Source organism: Streptomyces sp. A0592, from assembly GCF_004795115.1.
Taxonomy (GTDB): Bacteria; Actinomycetota; Actinomycetes; order Streptomycetales; family Streptomycetaceae; genus Streptomyces; species Streptomyces erythrochromogenes.
Genome location: NZ_SSBM01000006.1, coordinates 270,489 through 290,717, shown reverse-complemented (window position 1 = coordinate 290,717; position 20,229 = coordinate 270,489). Strand labels below are relative to the sequence as shown.

18 protein-coding genes and 1 riboswitch are annotated in these 20,229 nt (G+C 73.3%); of the genes, 14 read left to right on the top strand and 4 right to left on the bottom strand.

Annotated features, from left to right (window positions below):
• Positions 1–69: 69 nt before the first annotated feature.
• The 7 genes from E6U81_RS12300 (at position 70) to E6U81_RS12270 (ending at position 9,317) form a co-directional block, all read left to right on the top strand.
• A complete protein-coding gene (locus tag E6U81_RS12300; RefSeq protein ID WP_136230109.1) occupies positions 70–921 on the top strand; it encodes a LysR substrate-binding domain-containing protein in 852 nt (283 codons plus the stop codon).
• Positions 922–1,181: 260 nt separating this feature from the next.
• Complete coding sequence (locus E6U81_RS12295; RefSeq protein WP_136230108.1) at positions 1,182–3,005, top strand: AMP-dependent synthetase/ligase; 1,824 nt, start codon at positions 1,182–1,184, stop codon at positions 3,003–3,005.
• 150 nt (positions 3,006–3,155) lie between these two features.
• Positions 3,156–4,424 carry an ABC transporter substrate-binding protein gene (locus E6U81_RS12290; protein WP_136230107.1) on the top strand — a complete coding sequence of 423 codons (1,269 nt, stop codon included), beginning with the start codon at positions 3,156–3,158 and terminating at the stop codon, positions 4,422–4,424.
• A gap of 9 nt (positions 4,425–4,433) precedes the next feature.
• The gene (locus E6U81_RS12285; RefSeq protein WP_136230106.1) at positions 4,434–7,124 is read left to right on the top strand and encodes an ATP-binding cassette domain-containing protein; all 2,691 of its coding nucleotides are present in this window, start codon (positions 4,434–4,436) and stop codon (positions 7,122–7,124) included.
• A gap of 26 nt (positions 7,125–7,150) precedes the next feature.
• Positions 7,151–7,921, top strand: coding sequence for an ATP-binding cassette domain-containing protein (locus tag E6U81_RS12280; RefSeq protein ID WP_136230180.1), 771 nt, complete (start codon positions 7,151–7,153; stop codon positions 7,919–7,921).
• A 110-nt stretch (positions 7,922–8,031) separates the two neighbouring features.
• Positions 8,032–8,880 (top strand): aldo/keto reductase, encoded by an 849-nt coding sequence (locus tag E6U81_RS12275; RefSeq protein ID WP_206309907.1) that lies wholly within the window; start codon positions 8,032–8,034, stop codon positions 8,878–8,880.
• A gap of 11 nt (positions 8,881–8,891) precedes the next feature.
• The gene (locus E6U81_RS12270; RefSeq protein WP_136230104.1) at positions 8,892–9,317 is read left to right on the top strand and encodes an RICIN domain-containing protein; all 426 of its coding nucleotides are present in this window, start codon (positions 8,892–8,894) and stop codon (positions 9,315–9,317) included.
• Between the two features lie 39 nt (positions 9,318–9,356).
• Here the strand turns inward: E6U81_RS12270 and E6U81_RS12265 are convergent, their stop codons facing one another.
• The gene (locus tag E6U81_RS12265; protein WP_136230179.1) at positions 9,357–10,091 is read right to left on the bottom strand and encodes a class I SAM-dependent methyltransferase; all 735 of its coding nucleotides are present in this window, start codon (positions 10,089–10,091) and stop codon (positions 9,357–9,359) included.
• A 29-nt stretch (positions 10,092–10,120) separates the two neighbouring features.
• Entirely contained in the window at positions 10,121–10,426 is a 306-nt protein-coding gene (locus tag E6U81_RS12260; protein WP_031157999.1) for a 4a-hydroxytetrahydrobiopterin dehydratase, read from the bottom strand.
• A 176-nt stretch (positions 10,427–10,602) separates the two neighbouring features.
• On the opposite strand from E6U81_RS12260, the gene E6U81_RS12255 reads away from it, so the two are divergent.
• A complete protein-coding gene (locus tag E6U81_RS12255; RefSeq protein WP_136230178.1) occupies positions 10,603–12,420 on the top strand; it encodes an FAD-dependent oxidoreductase in 1,818 nt (605 codons plus the stop codon).
• A 46-nt stretch (positions 12,421–12,466) separates the two neighbouring features.
• The gene (locus E6U81_RS12250; RefSeq protein ID WP_136230103.1) at positions 12,467–13,261 is read left to right on the top strand and encodes a helix-turn-helix domain-containing protein; all 795 of its coding nucleotides are present in this window, start codon (positions 12,467–12,469) and stop codon (positions 13,259–13,261) included.
• Here the strand turns inward: E6U81_RS12250 and E6U81_RS12245 are convergent.
• Complete coding sequence (locus E6U81_RS12245) at positions 13,247–13,663, bottom strand: hypothetical protein (protein WP_136230102.1); 417 nt, start codon at positions 13,661–13,663, stop codon at positions 13,247–13,249. The genes E6U81_RS12250 and E6U81_RS12245 overlap by 15 nt on opposite strands.
• A 258-nt stretch (positions 13,664–13,921) precedes the next feature.
• Between E6U81_RS12245 and E6U81_RS12240 the strand changes: the two genes are divergently transcribed.
• The 4 genes from E6U81_RS12240 to E6U81_RS12225 are packed head-to-tail and all read left to right on the top strand — an operon-like array spanning position 13,922 to position 18,264.
• Positions 13,922–14,947 carry a hypothetical protein gene (locus E6U81_RS12240; RefSeq protein ID WP_136230101.1) on the top strand — a complete coding sequence of 342 codons (1,026 nt, stop codon included), beginning with the start codon at positions 13,922–13,924 and terminating at the stop codon, positions 14,945–14,947.
• Positions 14,944–15,585 (top strand): toxin-antitoxin system, toxin component, encoded by a 642-nt coding sequence (locus tag E6U81_RS12235; protein ID WP_136230100.1) that lies wholly within the window; start codon positions 14,944–14,946, stop codon positions 15,583–15,585. Before E6U81_RS12240 ends, E6U81_RS12235 begins: the two co-directional genes overlap by 4 nt.
• A gap of 16 nt (positions 15,586–15,601) precedes the next feature.
• Positions 15,602–17,125, top strand: coding sequence for an FAD-dependent oxidoreductase (locus E6U81_RS12230; protein WP_168714610.1), 1,524 nt, complete (start codon positions 15,602–15,604; stop codon positions 17,123–17,125).
• On the top strand, positions 17,122–18,264 hold the full coding sequence (locus E6U81_RS12225; RefSeq protein ID WP_136230099.1) for an MAB_1171c family putative transporter: 1,143 nt from the start codon (positions 17,122–17,124) through the stop codon (positions 18,262–18,264). The genes E6U81_RS12230 and E6U81_RS12225 overlap by 4 nt, the downstream gene beginning before the upstream one ends.
• Positions 18,265–18,328: 64 nt before the next feature.
• On the opposite strand, the gene E6U81_RS12220 is transcribed toward E6U81_RS12225, so the two are convergent.
• On the bottom strand, positions 18,329–19,174 hold the full coding sequence (locus E6U81_RS12220) for a bifunctional 5,10-methylenetetrahydrofolate dehydrogenase/5,10-methenyltetrahydrofolate cyclohydrolase (RefSeq protein WP_136230177.1): 846 nt from the start codon (positions 19,172–19,174) through the stop codon (positions 18,329–18,331).
• An 89-nt stretch (positions 19,175–19,263) separates the two neighbouring features.
• Positions 19,264–19,366: riboswitch (ZMP/ZTP riboswitch) on the bottom strand.
• Positions 19,367–19,423: 57 nt separating this feature from the next.
• Between E6U81_RS12220 and E6U81_RS12215 the strand changes: the two genes are divergently transcribed.
• A complete protein-coding gene (locus tag E6U81_RS12215; protein WP_136230098.1) occupies positions 19,424–20,185 on the top strand; it encodes a methyltransferase domain-containing protein in 762 nt (253 codons plus the stop codon).
• Positions 20,186–20,229: the final 44 nt, after the last annotated feature.

Below are 20,229 nucleotides of genomic sequence, written 5' to 3'. Positions count from 1 at the left end.
TCATCGGGAAACCCGTACACCGCTCTCACTGTCATCACGGATCGCGATGAGCCGGCCTAGGATGGGGGGATGTACGACCCGGTGCAGTTGCGGACGTTCCTCACGGTGGCCCAGACGCTGAGCTTCACGCAGGCCGCGGGGCGTCTCGGCGTACGGCAGTCCACGGTCAGCCAGCACGTGCGGCGGCTGGAGGAGACGACCGGGCGGGCGTTGTTCCTGCGGGACACGCACAGTGTGGAGCTGACGGAGGACGGCGAGGCGATGCTCGGCTTCGCGCGGACGATCCTGGAGGCGCACGAGCGGGCGGCGGCCTTCTTCACGGGGACGCGGCTGCGGGGGCGGCTGCGGTTCGGGGCCTCGGAGGACTTCGTGCTGTCGCGGCTTCCGGAGATCCTGGAGGGGTTCCGGCACGAGCACCCCGAGGTGGATCTGGAGCTGTCGGTGGAGCTGTCGGGCACGCTCCACGAGCGGCTGGACGCGGGGCGCCTCGACCTGGTGCTGGCGAAGCGGCGGGGGCCCGGGGACGAGCGGGGCCGACTGGTCTGGCGGGACCGGATGGTGTGGATCGGCGCGGAGGGGCTGCGGGTGGATCCCGAGCGGCCCGTTCCGCTGATCGTCTTCCCGCCGCCGGGCATCACCCGGACGCGCGCCCTGGAGGTGCTGGAACGGCACGGCCGGGCGTGGCGGATCGCCTGCACGAGCGGCAGCCTGAGCGGTCTGGTGGCGGCGGCCCGGGCCGGGCTGGGCGTGATGGCGCACACCCGGGGGCTGATCCCGCCGGGTCTGGTGCGCGTCGGCGGGCTGCCCGAGCTGGGGCCGGTGGAGTTCGCGCTGGTGCGCGGGCCGCGTGCGTCACCGGCGGCCGAGGCTCTGGCGGCGGCGGTCCTCTCCGGAGCGGACCGGCTCTCCCGCACCGGCTGACCGCCGCGCGCGGTGCACCGCCCGCCCCCGTGGGCGGACCGCTTCGAACCGCCCGGCGCGCCGACCGGCGCACCCGCCGGCCACCCGGCGCACGGGAGCGGCCGCCGGGCGCACGCCGGGCCGCCCGCGCCCTCTGACCCGCACGTCAGCGGCGTGAATGCCGTGATCACTGGGGAGGTCTTGTGGAGGTATCCGAACGCCGATCAACCCCGATTGACGCTGAGGTACGTTCACCGCGGCGCGCGGAGAGGAGCGGGGCCTTGCGCGAGATCACCGTCCCACCGATCGTCACGGGCGCTCCCGTCGGCGGGCTGGCCGACGTCGTCTTCCAGCACGCCCGGGAGGAGCCGGACCGGGTGGTCCTCGGCCGGAAGACCGACGGGGTGTGGCGGGACGTGACCTCCGGCGAGCTGGCCGCCGAGGTGCTGGCGCTCGCCAAGGGGCTGCTGGCCCAGGGGGTGCGCTTCGGGGACCGGGTGGCCGTCATGTCCCGCACCCGGTACGAGTTCACGCTCTTCGACTTCGCCCTGTGGGCGATCGGCGCCCAGCCTGTCCCCGTCTACCCGACGTCCTCCACCGAGCAGGTGCACTGGATCCTCTACGACACCGACTGCACGGCCTGTGTCGTGGAGAACGAGGACCAGGCCATGACGGTGGGGTCGGTCATCGACCGGCTCCCCCACCTCAGGCGGCTGTGGCAGCTGGACGCCGGGGCCGTGGACGCGCTCGTCGCCGACGGCCGGTCGGTCGCCGAGGACGTCGTGCACCGCCACCGCGGCGCGGTGACGCCCGATGCGACGGCGACCGTGATCTACACCTCGGGAACCACGGGCCGCCCCAAGGGGTGCGTGCTCACGCACGCGAACTTCATGTACGAGGCCGACACGCTGGTGGCCCGCTGGGAGTCGGTGTTCCAGGGCAGGCAGGGCGACCGGCCGTCGACGCTGCTCTTCCTGCCGCTGGCCCACGTCTTCGGGCGGATGGTGGAGGTGGCGGCCGTCCGGGCACGGGTCAAGCTCGGGCACCAGCCGGTGCTGGCGGCGGCCGAGCTGATGCCGGACCTCGCAGCGTTCCGGCCGACCTTCGTGCTCGGTGTCCCCCACGTCTTCGAGAAGGTCTTCGCGGCGGCCCGCCGCAAGGCGGAGGCGGACGGGCGGACGGGGCCCTTCGACCGGGCCGTCGAGACGGCCGTGCGGTACGCGGAGGCGCGCGAGCAGAAGGCCTTCGGCACCGGGCCGGGCCCGTCGGCGGCGCTGCGGATGGAGCACCAGCTCTTCGACAGGCTCGTCTACGGCAAGGTGCGCGAGGCGATGGGCGGGCAGGTGCGGTACGCGATGTCGGGCGGGTCCGCGATGTCGCGCCGCCTCGGGCTGTTCTTCGACGGCGCCGGTATCACGGTGTTCGAGGGGTACGGGCTGACCGAGTCCTGCGCGGCCGCCACGGCGAACCCCCCGGAGGCGACGAAGTACGGGACGGTGGGCCGCCCGATCCCGGGCAGCACGGTGCACATCGCGGACGACGGGGAGGTCTGGCTGCACGGCGGCCACATCTTCTCCGGGTACCTGGGCGACCCGCATGCCACGGAGGCGGTGCTGCGGGGCGGCTGGCTGGCGACCGGGGACCTGGGGCGGCTGGACGAGGACGGCTACCTGACCATCACCGGGCGCAAGAAGGAGATCCTGGTGACCTCCAACGGCAAGAGCGTCGCCCCGGCCGCGCTGGAGGAACGCGTCCGTTCGCATCCGCTGGTGGCGCAGTGCGTGCTGGTGGGCAACGACCGGCCGTACATCGCGGCGCTGCTCACCCTGGACATGGAGGGGATAGCGCACTGGCTGTCGATGCGCGGCAGACCGCAGATGCCGGCCGCGGACCTGGTGAGCGATCCGGAGCTGACGGCGGAGGTCCGCCGGGCGGTGGTGGCCGCCAACACCCTGGTGTCGCAGGCGGAGGCGATCCGCACCTTCCGGGTGCTGGGCGAGCAGTTCACGGAGGAGCGGGGGCTGCTGACCCCTTCGCTGAAGCTCAAGCGCCGGGCGATCGAGAAGGCGTACGAGAAGGAGGTCGCCGCCCTCTACCGGACATGAAGCCCGGACGTGAGGCCCGGACGTGAGGCATCGATCCGGGCATGCCATCAGGCGAATCTGACGGCTCGTCACTTTACTTCGCCATGGATATTGACGATCCGTCAGGTCAGCCACAGAATGCGGGGATTCCGACCGGAGGGGATCCCCGACATGTTGCGACCGATCCGCACCCTGGCCGCCGCGGCAGCGGCCATCGCGCTCGTCTCCGCCTGCAACTCCGCCTCCACCAACGGCACCTCTCCGGGCGGGCCCGACGAAGCACCGGGCAACACGCGCGGAGTGACCGCCGACGCGATCAAGGTCGGCGGCATCGTCTCCATGACCACCGCCAGCGGCTACAGCAAGAAGGACACCGACCTCGGCGCCAAGGCCCGCTACCTGAGAGCCAACGCCGAGGGCGGGGTCAACGGCCGCAAGATCGAATACCTGGGTGCCGAGGACGACGGCCAGGACCCCGCGAAGAACATGGCGGCCGCCCGCAAGCTCGTCCAGCAGGACAAGGTCTTCGCCGTGTCCCCCATGAGCTCCGTGACCTTCTCCGGCGCCGACTTCCTGGAGCAGGAGAAGGTGCCCACCTTCGGCTGGGGCACCCTGCCCTCCTTCTGCGGGCCCCAGTACATCTACGGATTCAACGGCTGCCTGGTCCCCACCCCCGGCGGCACCCTGAACCAGACCTGGCCCGAGGGCATCGGCCAGATCCTCGGCGGCGCCCGGGGCAAGTCCGTCGCGGTCATCGCCAACGACAGCGATGCCGGGAAGTTCGGCATCCGGACCTTCCAGCAGGGCTTCACCAGCGCCGGCTTCAAGGTCTCCTACGCCAAGGCCTCCGTACCGGGCACCGCCGTCCCGAGCGACTGGTCCGCGTACGTGAAGGAGATCCTCTCCAGCAACGACGGCAAGGCCCCGGACGCCGTCGTCTCCGTCATGCAGACGCCCAACAACATCGGGCTCTTCACCGCGCTCAAGCGCAGCGGGTACAAGGGGCTGCTCTCCGACCCCACCGACTACGACCCCGGGCTGCTCGCCCAGGACGCCACCCGGCAGGCCCTCGACGGGATCCACGTCCTGCTGCAGTTCCAGCCGTTCGAGTCGACCGATCCGAAGATGGCGCAGTTCAAGGCCGACATCAAGGCGGCCGCGGGCGGCAAGGACGTCCCGCTCAACATGCACATGTTGACCGGGTACATGTCGGCCGACCTGTTCCTGTCCATCGCGCAGAAGGCGGGCAAGGACCTGACCGTCGAGTCCTTCCAGGCCGCCGCGCAGGGCTTCTCCGACACCGGCACGCTCGTCGGCGACCGCGCACTGCCCAAGGGGCAGAAGGACAGCTTCGGCTGCGGGGCACTCGTACAGCTGAAGAACGGCGCGTACGAGGTCTCCGTCCCGTTCAAGTGCTACGAGCCCATCCCCTTCAAGTAGGGGTGCGGCATGGGGGATCTGCTCGTCTTCGTTCTGAGCGGTCTGGTCTCCGGCGCCCTGTACGCGCTGCTCGCCACCGGGCTGGTGCTCTCGTACTCGGCGTCCGGGCTGTTCAACTTCGCGCACGGGGCCACCGCCTACCTGTGCGCGCTCACCTTCTACGAACTGCACTCCGGGCTGGGCTGGCCGGCGGTCCCGGCGGCGCTGCTGGTGGTGTTCGTCCTCGCACCCGGCCTGGGCTGGGGGCTGGACCGGCTGATGTTCCGGCGGCTCGCACGGGTCGGTGAGACGGCGCAGATCGTCGCGACCATCGGGCTGCTGGTGGCGCTGCCGGCCGCCGGGCTGTGGGCGGTCGAACTGCTGGCGGACGCGGGCGCCCCGGTGAAACCGGCGGAGAACCGGTTCGGGCTGCCGGGCGTGGGGCCGAGCCCGGCGAAGTCCTGGCAGCTCACGGAGGGCGTCGGCATCGACTCCGACCAGCTGATCACCTGGGTGGTCACCGCGCTGGTGGCGGTGGCCCTGTGGGTGCTGATGCGGCACACGCGGATCGGGCTGCTGCTGCGGGCGGCCGTCGACAACCGCTCGCTGACCGAGCTGCGCGGGATCAGCGCCGACCGGCTGTCGTCGGTGGCCTGGATGATCGCTTCGGCGCTGGCCGGGCTGGCGGGTGTACTGGCGACCCCGCTGCTGGGGCTGTCGGCCCACGACTTCACGCTGTTCCTGTTCGTCTCGGCCACGGCCGCGGTCATCGGAAGGTTCGCGTCCGTACCGCTCGCCTTCGCGGGCGGGCTGGGGCTGGGGGTCCTGCAGAACCTGGTGGCGGGGTACGCGTCCTTCGCCGAGTCCATCACCGGCTTCCGTACGGCGGTGCCCTTCCTGATCCTGTTCGGCGGGCTGCTCGTACTGACCCGCAGGGCCCGGACCGCGGGGGTCCCGTCCGTGGACGCCCCGCCGGTGGACCACCTGGCCGGGGCCGCGTGGGGGCGGCGCTGGGGGGTGTGGGCGGCGGGCGCGGGGCTGCTGTGCGTCGCGTTCTACACCGTCACCACGCCCTTCTGGAGCGGGCTGCTGGCGCAAGGTCTGGCCGTGGCCCTGGTGTTCATGTCCTTCACCGTGGTGACCGGGCTCGGGGCGATGGTGTCCCTCGCGCAGGGCACCTTCGTGACCGGGGCCGCGCTCGTGGCCGGGCTGCTGATGAGCCGGGGCTGGCCCTTCCTGGCCGCGCTGGCGGTGGGCACGTGCGCGGCGGCGGTCCTGGGGGCACTGGTGGCGCTGCCGGCGCTGCGGCTCGGCGGCAGGTCGCTGGCGCTGGCCACGCTGGCCCTGGCGTTCCTCGCCGACCAGGTGCTCTTCCAGCTGCGGTGGCTGCGCAACGGCGACACGGGCTGGTCGGTCCCGCGGCCCGTCCTCGGACCGGTGGACCTCTCCGACGACCGGGCGCTCGGAGTGGCCCTGGTGGTGCTCGTCGCGCTCGTGGCCGCCGGGCTGAGCGCGCTGCGCGGATCCCCGTCGGGGCGCGCCATGCTGGCCGTGCGGTCGGCTCCGGCAGCGGCGGCGGCCTCGGGGGTGTCGGTCCTGCGTACGAAACTGCTGCTGTTCACCCTGTCCGCCGGGCTGGCCGGGTTCGGGGGCGTGATGTACGCGTCGTACAACACCCGGATCACGGCTACGGACTTCACGGCGATGACGGGCCTGGTGTGGCTGGCGGTCGTGGTCGCGGCGGGTGTGCGGCGCCCGCAGTACGCGGTGGTGGCCGGGCTGGTGTACGCGGTGGCCCCGCGGCTGCTGTCCGACTACGTGACGGAGTCCGCGCACCTGCCGGTGATCCTGTTCGGCCTGGCCGGACTGGCCCTCGCCACCGACCCCGACGGGTACTGCGCGGCCGTACCGGTCCGGCTCGCCCGGCGGCGGGCCCGGGGCGCTGCGGGGCCGTCGCCCGCGACGGCGGCCCGTCCCGGACCGGGGCCCCTCCCCGGCCCCCGCGCCCCGAACCCCTCGGGGGCGGGAAAGGCCGCGCTCGAACTGCGCGGCGTCACGGCCGGGTACGACGGCGGACTCGTGCTGCACGGGGTCGATCTCACCGTGCGGCGCGGGGAGATCCTGGCCGTGCTCGGGCCGAACGGGGCCGGGAAGAGCACCGCGTGCCGGGTCGCGGCCGGGCTGCTGCCGGCCGACGCCGGTGCGGTGTGCGTGGACGGGCGGGACGCCACGCGCGACGGTGCCGTGCGCCGGGCGCGCGCCGGTGTGGTGCTCGCTCCGGAGGGCCGGGGCATCTTCCCGTCCCTGACCATCGAGGAGAACCTGGCCCTGTACCTGCCGGAGGCCGACGCGCGGGCCGCCGTCTACGCCCGCTTCCCGCGGCTCGCCGAGCGCCGCGGGGTGAGCGCCGGTGCGCTGTCCGGCGGGGAGCAGCAGATGCTGGCCCTGGCTCCGCTCCTGCAGCGGCCGCCCGCGGTGCTGATCGCCGACGAACCCTCGCTCGGGCTGGCGCCGCGCGTGGCGCAGGAGGTGTACCTGCTGCTCACCGAGCTCCGCGACGCCGGCACGGCCCTGCTCCTGGTGGAAGAGAAGGCCGCCGGGATCCTGGGCGTCGCCGACACCGTGGCCTACCTCTCCCAGGGCCGGGTCTCCTGGTGCGGCCCGCGGGACGAGGTGGAGGCCGACCGGCTCACCGAGGCGTATCTGGGAATGGGGACATGAGCGGAGAGGACATGAGCGCAGAGGACATGAGCGGCTACGTGCTCCACGCGGGCGGTGTCGGCGTGCGCTTCGGCGGCGTCAGGGCACTGAGCGGGGTGGACCTCGGAATCCGGGCGGGCGAGGTGTGCGGGCTGATCGGCCCCAACGGGGCCGGGAAGACCACGCTGTTCGACGTCCTGTCGGGGATCCGCCGGCCCGACCGGGGCCGGATCCTGCTGGACGGCGCGGACATCACGCGCCGCTCCCCCGTCTGGCGGGCCCGGCACGGGATGCGCCGGACGTTCCAGCGCCGGCAGCTGTTCGGGCAGCTCAGCGTGGCCGACAACGTGCTGGTGGCGCAGGAGTGGCGGGGCGGCGGGGGCGGGCCGGCGGCCGACCTCCTCGCCCTCCCGGCCCGGCGCGCCCGGGAGCGGGGCCGGCGGGTGCGCGGCGAGCGGGTGCTGGCCGACTGCGGGATCGGCGCGCTGGGGACCGCGTACGCGGGCGGGCTGCCCGTCGGGCAGGCCCGGATGGTCGAGCTGGCGCGCGCGGTGGCCGACCCGCCGCGGGTGCTGCTGCTGGACGAACCGGCGTCCGGCATGTCGGCGCCCGAGCGCGAGCGGCTGGCGGGGGTGGTGCGCCGGCTGGCGGCGGAGGAGGGCTGCGCGGTGCTGCTGGTCGAGCACAACGTGGCCTTCGTCATGGACCTCTGCTCGCGGGTCGTCGTACTGGACCTCGGGACGGTGCTGGCCGAGGGCACGCCGGCCGAGGTACGGGCGGACCCGCTGGTCCGGGAGGCGTACCTCGGAGCCACCTGAGCGACACGGCCCGGATGGCGGGAATACGTCGTGCGGGGGGCCGGTTGTCGCCCCTCGTACGACGCTGTACCACCGCGCACCAACGCGCCGACGTGAGGGAACGACCCGACGTGAACCAGGTCCCGGCCATCAAGCTCAACAACGGCACGCTCATGCCCCAGCTCGGCTTCGGCGTCTGGCAGGTGCCGGACGCGGAGGCGGAGCACGCCGTGGGGACGGCCCTGGAGGCCGGTTACCGCAGCATCGACACGGCCGCGATCTACGGCAACGAGAAGGGCACGGGCAAGGCCGTCGCCGCTTCCGGGCTGCCGCGCGAGGAGCTGTTCGTCACCACCAAGCTGTGGAACGGCCCGAAGCAGACGTGGGGCCGCGACGAGGTGCTGCGCGCCTTCGACGACTCCCTCGCCAAGCTGGGCCTCGACCACGTCGACCTGTACCTGATCCACTGGCCGCGCCCGATGCGCGACGACTTCGTCGCCATCTGGAAGGCCTTCGAGGAGATCGCCGCGAGCGGCCGCGCCAAGGCGGTCGGCGTGTCGAACTTCCGCACCGAGGACCTGGACCGGCTCGCCGCCGAGAGCGCCCTGGTACCGGCCGTGAACCAGGTCGAGCTGCACCCGCTGCACCCGCAGGCCGCGCTGCGCGCCGAGCACGCCGCGCGCGGGATCGTCACCGAGGCCTGGTCCCCGCTGGGCCAGGGCAAGGAGCTCCTGACGCTGCCGGCCGTCACCGCGATCGCCGACGCGCACGGCCGCAGCGCCGCGCAGGTGGTGCTGCGCTGGCACCTCCAGCACGGGAACGTCGTGATCCCGAAGTCCGTGACCCCCGCCCGCATCCGGGAGAACCTGGACGTCTTCGGCTTCGAACTGGACGCGGCCCAGATGGCCGCACTGGACGCCCTGGGCGCGGGCGCGGCGGGCCGCCGGATCGGCCCGGACCCGGCCGAATTCGACGTGTGAGGGCGACCGGGTTGAACCTTCCCGAAGGGATCTACCGGATCCGCAACGTGGACAGCGGGCTGGTGCTCCAGCTGGAGGGCGCCTCCCGGGTGCGGGTCGGCCCGGACGGGCCGCCCGCTCCGGCGGCCGCCCGCCGGTGGCTGATCTCGCCGGTGCACAGCGGCGGCGGGATCTTCCACGTGGTGAGCGAGGACAACGAGCGGCGCCTGGACGTGGCGAACGCGTCGACGGAGAGCGGCGCCCGGGTGCAGGTGTGGCGGGCCAACGCCTTCGGCGCGCAGGAGTGGATCGTCGAGGAGCACCTCGACGCTCCGGGGGTGGTGTCCTTGATCGCCTGTATCAGCGGCCTGCCGCTGGAGGCCGACGCCGAGGGCCGGGTCCGCCAGGGCGAGGACACCGACTCCGCCTCCCAGTGGTGGCGGCTGGAGCCGGCGTAGCACCCGGACCGGACCCGGCACCGGCCCCGGCGCCGCGCGTCACACCCGTACGAAGCTCCGCAGGCGGTACGTCGGCTCCGGGCGCGGGGTGTCCTGGTCGGGCAGCAGCTCCAGCCGGGCGGCCAGCTCCGGTGCGGTGATGCCGCGCGGGACGATGCGCGAGGCGTACCGTCCCGCGAGCAGCGCCTCGGCGGAGCCGCGCGGGGTGCGGCCCTGGCCGTGGCCGGTGAAGTGCGCCTCGCCGCCGGGGCGCAGGCCCGCCCGGGCGGCGTGGGCCTCGACCTCCCCGGAGGCGTCCGAGGGGGTCGGGGTCAGGTGCGCGGCGAAGACGGCGTCGATGTCGCTGCCGACGTCGTGCGCAGAGTCCTTGTCCACGGTGGCGACGAGGACCCCGCCGGGCCGCAGCACCCGGGCCGCCTCGGCGATGACCGCGGGCACCAGCCCGGGCTCCCGCAGCAGGTGCAGCAGCCACACCGCGCTCACCGCGTCCAGCGAGCCCGGGCGCACGGGCAGTCGGGCGGCGTCGGCGAGGGCCACGGGGACGCCGCGGCGCAGTGCGGCGGCGGCCATGCCGTGGGAGGCGTCGGCACCCAGGACGCGCAGTCCGGGGCGCGTGAGCCGGGCGGTGACGATGCCCGTGCCGCAGCCGAGGTCGAGGAGGGTGCCCACGTCCGCCGGGAGGAGGCCGAGGACGGCCGCCGCGGCGGCCTCGGCGCGGGGGGTGCCGCCGCGGGAGGCGTCGTAGACCTCGGCCTCCGCGTCGTAGTCGAGCAGGGTTTTCGCCATCGGTATGTGCGTGGTCATCAGCTCGCGCCGTGGGCGGGGGCGAGGGACTCGACGCGCTCGGCGAGGGCGAAGTCGGTCTCGGTCACCACGCCTCCGGCGTCGTGGCTGTTCACCGAGAGACGTACCGTGTTGTAGCCGAGCGTCAGGTCGGAGTGGTGGTTCAACTCCTCCTGGACGGAGGCGATGTGGGAGACCAGGGCGCTGGCCGCGAAGTGCGTGCCCAGTCGGTAGGTACGGATGATCCGGTCGTTCTCGAAGGCCCAGCCGGGGAGTTCCCTCAGACGGTCCTCGATCTCCTTCTGCGACAGCGGTTCACTCGGCATGCACCCGGCTCCTTTTCCCCGTGACGTGTAGTCAAGGTTCCCACAGTGCACGCCGGATCGAACCTTTCGCGCCATAGTGCGCTCGGGTACTTCTGCACCTTCCGCCCCTGGCGCGCGCCCCCTAGGCTCCTGCGCCGGACGTGACTGTTACCAGCGGTAACGAGGGGGCATTCGCCATGGCCGGCACCGGGAGTTCCAGGCGTACGTTCATCGCGGGCACGGGCGCCGCGGCCTTGTCGGCCCAGGCCGCGGCCGCCCTGGCGGCTCCGGCTGCGGCCGCAGCGACCGACGCGGCGGCACCGCACGGGCAGCAGCCCGGACCGCCCTCGCCGAACGGCCGGCGCGTCGCCGTCCTCGGCGGCGGGGTGGCGGGCCTGACCGCGGCGCACGAGCTCGCCGAGCGCGGCTATGCCGTCACCTTGTACGAACGCCGGGCGCTCGGCGGCAAGGCCCGCAGCATGGACGTGCCGGGCAGCGCCCGCGGCGGCCGCAGACCGCTGCCCGCAGAGCACGGCTTCCGCTTCATCCCGGGCATCTACCACAACCTGCCCGACACCATGCGGCGGATCCCCTTCGCGGGCAACGCGAACGGCGTGTGGGACAACCTGGTGGCCCCGCCCGAGATGATGTTCGCCCGCGCCGGCGGCCGCGAGGACCTGCGGGGCCCCATCCCCTGGCCGGGCCACTCCCCCGCCGCCCTGACGCCCGAGGAGGTGCGGCGCGCCCTCGGTGGCATCCTGCAGACCATGGTGCGGCTGCCGCTGCACGAGACGGCGTACTTCGTCGACCGCGTGCTCGTCTTCCTCACCAGCTGCGACGAGCGGCGGACCGAGGTCTGGGAGAACACCCCGTGGTGGGAGTTCACCCGGGCCGCGCGGATGTCGAACGAGTACCAGCGCATCCTGGCCGTCGGCGTCACGCGCAACATCGTGGCGACCAAGGCGGAGGAGGCCTCCACCCGCACGGTCGGCACCCTCGGCGAGGCCTTCGTCTTCAACCTGCTGGGCCGCGGGGCGGACGGCCCGCCGGACCGGATCCTCAACCTGCCCACCAACGAGGCGTGGATCGACCCGTGGGAGGCCCATCTGCGGTCCCTCGGCGTGGAGTTCAGGATCGGCTGGACGGTACGGGAGGTGAAGCACGGCAACGGCCGGGTGAGCGGGGTCGCCGTCGAGGGGCCGGACGGCACCCGGCAGACCGTGACGGCCGACCACTACGTCAGCGCGCTCCCCGTGGAGCACGCCCGGCGCACCTGGAGCGCGGGGCTGCGGGCCGCCGATCCGATGCTGGGGCGCTGCGACAGGCTGCAGACCGACTGGATGACCGGCATCCAGTTCTACCTCACGGAGCGGGCACCGCTGGTGCACGGCCACCTCAACTGCATCGATTCACCCTGGTCGTTGACGGCGATCCAGCAGGCCGAGCACTGGCCGTCGCGGAACTTCCCCGCGGACTACGGCGACGGGGCGGCAGTCGACTGCCTGTCGGTGGACATCTCCGAGTGGGACAAGCCGGGGATCCTGTACGGGAAGACGGCCAAGCAGTGCACCCGCGACGAGGTGGCGCGCGAGGTGTGGGCCCAGCTGAAGGCCTCCCTGAACGACACCGGGAAGACCCTGCTGTCCGACTCGAAGCTGCACTCGTGGTTCCTGGACCCCGGGGTGGACGGGCTCGGCACCCCGAACCCCACCAACCAGGACGAGCTGCTGATCCACCCGGTCGGCACCCTCCGCAACCGGCCGAGCGCGGGCACGCGCGTACCGAACTTCTTCCTCAGCGGGGACTACGTAGCCGTCGACATCGACCTGGCGACGATGGAGGGCGCCAACGCCTCGGCCCGCGCGGCCGTCAACAGCCTTCTGGACCGGGACGGTTCGGCGGCGCGGCGGTGCACCGTCCGGCCCCTGTACCGGTCGCCGGAGATGGAGTCCGCCAAACGGCACGACCTGTGGAGGTACCGCCTCGGCCTGCGCAACGTCTTCGATGTCGGCTGATCGCGCCGCGGGCCCCGGCCCGGCGGGCTCGGCTACCGTCGGGACCATGACCACCTCGACGCCCACGGTCGGCTCCCTGCTCCGCACATGGCGGGAGCGGCGCGGCATCAGCCAGCTGGAGCTGGCGGGCCGTGCCGACTCCTCGTCACGGCACATCAGCTTCATCGAGACGGGGCGCTCCCGGCCGAGCGAGGAGATGCTGCTCCGGCTCGCCGACCGCCTCGACGTCCCGGTGCGAGAGCGCAACTCCCTGCTGCTCGCAGCGGGTTACGCCCCGCACTACGCGCAGACCGCGCTGGACGACCCGTCGATGGAGACCCTGCGCGAGGGCATCGAGCGCCTGCTGACCGGATACGAGCCCTATCCGGCTCTGGTCGTGGACGCCGTCTACGACGTCGTCGCCGCCAACCGGGGCATCCTGATGCTGCTGGACGGCCTGCCGGAGCACCTGCTGACGCCGCCGCTGAACGCGATGCGGATCACCCTGCACCCCGAGGGCCTGGCGCCGAGGATCCGCAACCTCGGGGAGTGGCGCGGGCACCTGCTCGCGCAGATGGAGCGCCAGATCGCCCTGGCCCGATCCGAGCCGCTGCGCGCGCTGTACGAGGAGGTCTCCTCCTACCCGGTGGCCGAACGCCCGGGCGACGTCGAACCGGAGGAGCCCGTCCCGTACATCGCGCTCCCGCTGCTCATCGAGCACGACGGCCACCTGCTGTCCTTCGTGTCGTCCATCGCGACCTTCAACACCCCGATGGACGTGACCGTCGCCGAGCTGGCCATCGAGACGATGCTCCCGGCCGACCCGGCGACGGTGAAGTACCTGCGCTCACTCGGCGACTGAGCGCAGGGCGAGCTGCTGGAGCACGGCGAAGCCGGCGACGGTCAGGGCCTGCGCGGGGATCCACACGGTCCCGGCGACGGTCGGCGAGAACCACGCGACCAGGGCCACCAGGCTCAGCGCGGCCCAGGCGTAGTTGGTCTCGACGACGGCCTTCACGGCGAGCGCCGGGGGCCGGCTGCGCGAGGCCAGCCCGCCGACGGCGGCGCCGTACAGCACGAGCACGACGCCGAGGGCCAGGAGCAGCTCCTGCCCGACGCCGAGCAGCCGCCCCAGCGGCGCGGAGAAGGCGACGTAGGCGAGGCCGTTGCCGGTGGTGACGACGGCGTCGAGGGCGAGGAAGCGACGCAGCGCGAGCTGCGGCACGGAGGTACGGGCGAAACCGGCGAGCAGGGTCGCGGACATGGGGAATCAGCCTCCGTCGAGGTTGAACGGCCAGGTGGGAGCCGGACCCCGGAACCGAGTGCGCGGCCCCGGAACCCGACGCCCCCACTGTGCCGCGCCCCCTCACCGCCGGTCGATTACCTCCGAGGTCATGCCAACGGTCTTTGAGGTGGGCGGCAGGAAACATTGGGGTTCGCGTGGTTCGGCCGAAGGTGGGGGGCTAGGCTTCACGCAGCCCGATCCACTCGAACGCCTTGTCGACATATGGAGATTCCGCAGGTGCGAGCCGCCGATCGACCCGACCTCGCCGCGATCTGGCGCCGCGTCGGGGCACTCGCGGAGCGGTGCGGCCGGGATCCCGGCGAGGTGCTGGCGGTGGGGCGGCTGAGCCACCTGTCCGGCGTCGAACCCCCGCGCATTCCCTGCGTGGTGGCGGGTACGGCCGCCGAAGTGCCGCTGGAGCGGCGCGTGCACCAGCGGTTCCGGCTGCTGCGCGCGACCCGCCGGGACAAGCACGGCCGGGAGTGGCCGCTCGCCGCAATCGCCCACGACTTCGACGCGCCCGGCGCCTCCCTCGGACCGCTCAACGCGGGCACCGGGCTGCTGCGGATGGGTCATGCGGCGGGCGTGCAGCGGTTCTTCGGCGTCTACGCGGGCTTCCTGCTGGCCGACAGCAAGAGCGCGGTGGAACGGGCCCTCGCCCTGTCGGCGACCACCGTCTCGGACGGCCGCGAGGACCTGGAGCACCTCTCGTACCTGACCGGCATCACGCCCCGGGCCATCCGGCAGACCCTCGACGGCCGGCCGCCCCGGCTCCCCCTGAAGGAACAGGTCCACCAGCGGTTCGAGCACCTGCGGCGCACCCGGCCGCGGGAGGACGGCCAGGCCCACTCGCTGACGGCCATAGCCAAGTCCTTCGACGCGTCGGGGCAGTCGCTGACCCGCCTCGCCCAGGGCGAGGGCATGCCGAACCTCGCCGCGGCCGCCGGGATCCAGCGGTTCTACGGCGTCGACGGCGGTTTCCTCCTCGCCGACGACACCGAGGCGCTCGCCACGGCACTCGCGCTGATCGAGGGCGAACTGGAGTGCGTGGAACGGGCGCGGGAGAATCCGATGCTGGCCGTACTGCGGGCGCACGACGTACGCAGCATCGTGGCGCGGGCCGGCCGGCTGTCGCCCCAGGGCTGGAAGTCGCTGGCCGACCACTTGGACGACCTCCTCGCACGCGAGGGGCAGCTCGGGATTCCGGGCACGAAGAGCGGGGCGCCGACCGAGGGCGCCGCCGCCGAGGGAGAAACACCATGAGGACCACACGGGCCATGCGCAAGCTGGGCTCCGAACTGCTGGAGGGCGCACGCCTGACGGCTCCGGCCGATGTCGGGGAGATCATCGGGGCGCTGTGCGCCGCCTACGCCGGACGGCGCGGCGGGGATCGGAAGGTGGACTTCCACTTCACCTCCTTCCCGCCCGACACCGCGAGCGGACTGTGGCTGGAGCTGGACGACGTCGACCTGATCGTCGTCGAGCAGCACACCCGCCCCGAGCACCAGCTCGTCATCGCGTGCCACGAGCTGTGGCACCTGGACGAGGGGACCTGCGACAGCGTCGGTCCGGGCATGCTGGCGGCCGCCCGCCTGGCGGGTGAGGGACGCCCCGGCCGCCTCGCCGAACTGCTGGCCTCCGGCGCCGGGCTGGACGCGGTCGTCCGCCAGGCGGCCGCACGCGCCGACCAGGGGGATCCGGCGGAGATCCGGGCCGAGACCTTCGGCCTGCACCTCGGCACCCTCCTGCGCTCCTACCTGCCGTCGCCCCGGGAACAGCAGCTCCCCGAGGCGATCGAACGCATCAAGTCCTCACTCGGCTGGGGAAGCCCCGTGCCGCGCCGCGACCAGCACCAGCCGGTCGCCGCATCCCTCACGCCGATGCCCTCAGCACGGCCCTGACAGAGAGCCCGCCACGATGAACCAGTCCTCACCGCCCCGTCACGCCGTCGTCATAGGCGGCAGTCTGGCCGGCCTCCTCGCGGCCGCTGTCCTCGCCGAGCACGCCACGGTCACCGTCATCGACGCCGACCCGCTGCCCGAGGGTCCCGCCCCGCGCCGCGGGCTCCCGCAGGCCCGGCACACCCATCTCCTGTGGTCGGGCGGCGCCCGGGCGATCGAGCGGATCCTGCCCGGTATCACCGACGACTGGACGAAGGCCGGAGCCATCCGCCGCAGCCTGCCCACCGACCTGGTCACCAAGACCGCCCAGGGGTGGATCCCGCGCTGCGGGGAGAAGCAGTTCAACATCTCCTGCAGCCGCGACCTCCTCGACTCGGTGGTCCGCGCCCGCGTCACCGGCCTCGCCGGCGTGTCCACCCTCCAGCAGAGCCGGGTGCGGGGCCTGGAGGGCACGGCGGCCCGGGTCACCGGCGTCCGGGTCGACACCCCCGAGGAGCAGGACCGGCTGGTGACGGCCGATCTCGTGGTCGACGCCAGCGGCCGCGGATCGCGGGCCCGGACGTGGCTCCAGGCGCTCGGCGTCAGCGGCATCCGGCAGGCCGAGGTCGACTCCGGGCTCGTCTACGCGACCCGGATCTTCGAGGCCCCCGCCGGCGCGCACGAGATGGGTTTCCCCATCGTCAACGTGCAGTCCGACCCGCGGGTGCCCGTGCCCGGGCAGACCGCCACGATCGTGCCCATCGAGAACGGCCAGTGGCAGGCCACGCTGTCCGGCACCCGCGGCGGCCAGCCGACGGGCGACCCCGACGCGTTCATCCCGTTCGCCAAGTCCGTGCGCGACCCGATCGTCGGCGAGCTCCTGGAGGGCCGCAAGCCCCTCACGGACGTCGCCGTCACCCAGGGCACCGCCAACCGCCGGATCTACTTCGAGAAGGCCGAGCTGCCCGACGGCTTCTTCGCCGTCGGCGACTCCGTCGCCACCTTCAACCCGCTGTACGGTCAAGGCATGAGCGTCGCGGCACAGGGACTGCTGGCCGTACGCACCCTGCTGCGCGGCAAGGGCCTGGCCCATCCCGGGATCGGCCGCGAGGCGCAGCGCGTGATCGCGCCCCAGGTCGGCACCGCCTGGGAGCTCGCCACGTCGCAGGACATCCTCTATCCGGGTGCCACCGGGATGAAGCCGCGCGCCGGCACCAACGTGCTCAACGGCTACGTCAACCGCCTGATGACGGGTGCCACCACGGACGAGGCGCTCACCGCCGCCCTGTTCAACGTCCTCACCATGAGCATCGAGCCCACCCACTGGCTCCGCCCCGCGGTGGTCTGGCACGTGATGCGCGCCTCCGACCGGGGCGCGCTGAAAGCGCCGCCGCTCACCGCCGCGGAGCGGGCCGTCGCCGGGCTCGACCCGACGCCGGGAGCGGGCACCGGCTCCGGCAGAGGGGGCGATGGCGCCGCCGCCCCCACCGGTCCGGCCACTGGTCCGGTCGGCCCCACCGATCCGGTCGGCCCCGCCGACCCCGTCGGACAGGCCCGATGACCGGCGAGACCGTCCTGCTCCTCCTGCCCGGCTCCCTGATGGTCCTGGCGCTGCTGATCAAGATTCCGAAGCTGCGCCGGGCCTGGGACCAGCCGCTGAACCGGACCGCCTGCGCGCTGCTCGTCGTCGGCGCCCCGATCACCTTCCTGGCCTCGCCGCCGACGATCGCCGCGGTCAACCGGCGCACCGGCGTGGTCAACTTCTCCGCGCCGCTGGTGTTCGGCCTGCTCACGGTGTTCTCCGGGCTCTGCGTCGTCCTGGTCCTGCAATGGCGCGGGGGGCCGCCGGCGGCCGTGCGCCGGGCCACCCGGCTGACCGCGGCCGTGTTCGGCACCGCCACCGCGGCGATCGTCGTCCTGTTCGCGATCGGCGACGCGCCGGTGGAACGGCTCAGGGACCTGGACACGTACTACGCCACGACGCCGTGGATCCGCGAGATGATCGTCTGCTTCCTGGTCGCGCACACGCTGGGCACCTCGGCGCTGACCTGGCTGTGCGCCAAGTGGTTCGCGCGCGCGGACCGCTCTCTGCGCCCGCTGCGCACGGGGCTGGCCCTGATCGTGCTCGCCGGGCTGCTGGACCTGGCCTACCTGGTCGCGAAATGGGCCTCGGTGGCCGCGCGCTGGGTCGGCCGTGACTGCGTGTACCTGTCCACGGACGTGGCGCCGCCGCTGGCCTCTGCCTCCGCGCTGCTGCTCGGCGCCGGGTTCGTCGTACCGCTGGTCGGCGGTTCGGCGACGTGGACGGCCTTCGCCGAGTACCGGCGGCTGCGCCCGCTGTGGAAGGCGCTGCGCGGGTTCGCCGCGGCCCAGGGCCGGACTGTACCGCTGGCCTGGTGGTCCCCGGTGCGGATCCGGCTCGTCCACCGCGAGTCGGTCATCGACGACGGCATCCTGGCGCTGGCCGGCTGGTTCGACCCCCAGGTGCACGCCACCGCGTACGAGGAGGCCCGCGGCCGGGGCATGGACGAGGCGCGGGCCGCCACGGTCGCGGACGCGGCCGTACTGGCTGCCGCGTGCCGCCTCAAGGCGGCCGCCGCCCGCGGCTCCGGGGCGGGACCGGCCCCGCTCCCGGAGCCGCACCGGCTGGGCAACCGCCCCCTGACCGCCCTGGCCCACGCGTTCCGCACGTCCGCCTGAAGGACGGGAGAACGGCGAGCGCCCCGGACCGGGGTCCGGGGCGCTCGCGCAGCGGTGGGGCGAATCAGAGCCCGGCGAGGTCCAGCCCGGCCTGCGCCGCGGCGGCCTGCACGGTCTGCTCCAGCAGGACGGCGATGGTCATCGGGCCGACACCGCCCGGCACGGGCGTGATCAGCGAGGCCCGGGCCGCCGCCGACTCGAAGTGGACGTCGCCGACGTTGCCCTCGTTGTAGCCGGCGTCCAGGACCACCGCACCCGGCTTGATGTCCTCGCCCCGGATGAACTCGGCCTTGCCGACGGCGGCGACCAGCACGTCCGCCTGGCGCACGATCGAAGACAGGTCCTGGGTACGGGAGTGGCAGTAGGTGACGGTGGCGTTCTGCTCCAGCAGCAGCATCCCGGCCGGCTTGCCCAGGATCGCGCTGCGGCCGACGACCACGGCGTGCTTGCCGGTCAGGTCCACGTCGTAGGCGGCGAGCAGGCGCATGATGCCGCCCGGGGTGCAGGAGACGAAGCCCGGCAGGCCGAAGCCCATGGCCGCGAAGGAGTGCATGGTGACCCCGTCCACGTCCTTGCCGGGGGCGATGGCCTCGAAGGCGGCGTGCTCGTCGATGTGGTGCGGGACGGGGTGCTGGAGCAGGATGCCGCTGATCTCCGGGTCCTCGGACAGGGCAGTGATCGCCGCGACCAGCTCCTCGGTGGTGGTCGAGGCCGGCAGCTCCACGTGGCGGGAGGTGATACCGGCCTTCGCGCAGCGGTTCTGCTTCATGCGGACGTAGGTGACGGAGGCGGGGTCCTCACCGACCAGTACGGTCGCGAGGCAGGGCGCGGTACCGGTGCGCTCGGTGATCTTCGCCGCGAGGGCGGCGGTCTGCTCCGAGATGCGGCGGGCGAGGGCGGTGCCGTCCATCAGCCGGGCGGTGCCGGCGGCGGGGGCGGTCTGCTGGGCAGTCGTCACGGGATCTCCTGAACGTCGCTGCGGTGCGCGGTGCACGGATCGCGGTTCGCCCAGGCGCGCGGCAGTCGACGTACGGAAGGTCCTCCGGTACGCCGGGCCGCTCCCCGGTGGTGATCCACCCGAACGCCAGTCACGGCCCGCCGACCACTGTAGTCGACCAAATCGGTGGTCGCCCGGCGCCCGACCTGCGACGATCAGTACATGACGCGTACTTTCGACCATCTTGTCGCCGAGGCCGAGTCCGTGTCCGTGGACGGCTGGGACTTCTCCTGGCTCGACGGGCGGGCCACGGAGCAGCGTCCCTCCTGGGGGTACCAGCGCCTCATGGCCGAGCGCCTGGCCCGGGTCCGGTCCGTCCTGGACATCCAGACCGGAGGCGGTGAGGTCCTCGCCGGGTCCGGTCCCCTGCCGCCCCTGACGGTGGCCACGGAGTCCTGGCCGCCCAACGTCGAGCGGGCGACCCGGCTGCTGCACCCGCTGGGCGCGGTGGTGGTCGCGGACTCCGACGAGCCGCCCCTGCCCTTCGGCGACGAGGCCTTCGAGCTGGTGACCAGCCGGCACCCGGTGGCCATCTGGTGGGACGAGATCGCCCGGGTGCTGACACCGGGCGGAACGTATCTCTCGCAGCAGGTCGGCCCGGCGAGCGTCTTCGAACTCGTCGAATTTTTTCTCGGGCGCCAGCCCGAGGAGGTACGGCGCGCCCGGCACCCCGACGATGCGGTCGCCGACGCCACGAAGGCGGGCCTCGACGTCCTGGACCTGCGCTCCGAACGACTGCGCACCGAGTTCCACGACATCGGAGCCGTGATCTACTTTCTACGGAAGGTGATCTGGATGGTGCCCGGCTTCACGGTCGGGCAGTACCGGGACCGCTTGCGCGAGCTGCACGAACGGATCGAGCGCGACGGTCCGTTCGTCGCGCACACCGCCCGCTTCCTGATCGAAGCCCGCAAAACGGGCTGACGCGGAGGGCGGACGGATCCACGCCGGATCAGGTTGCCCGGCCG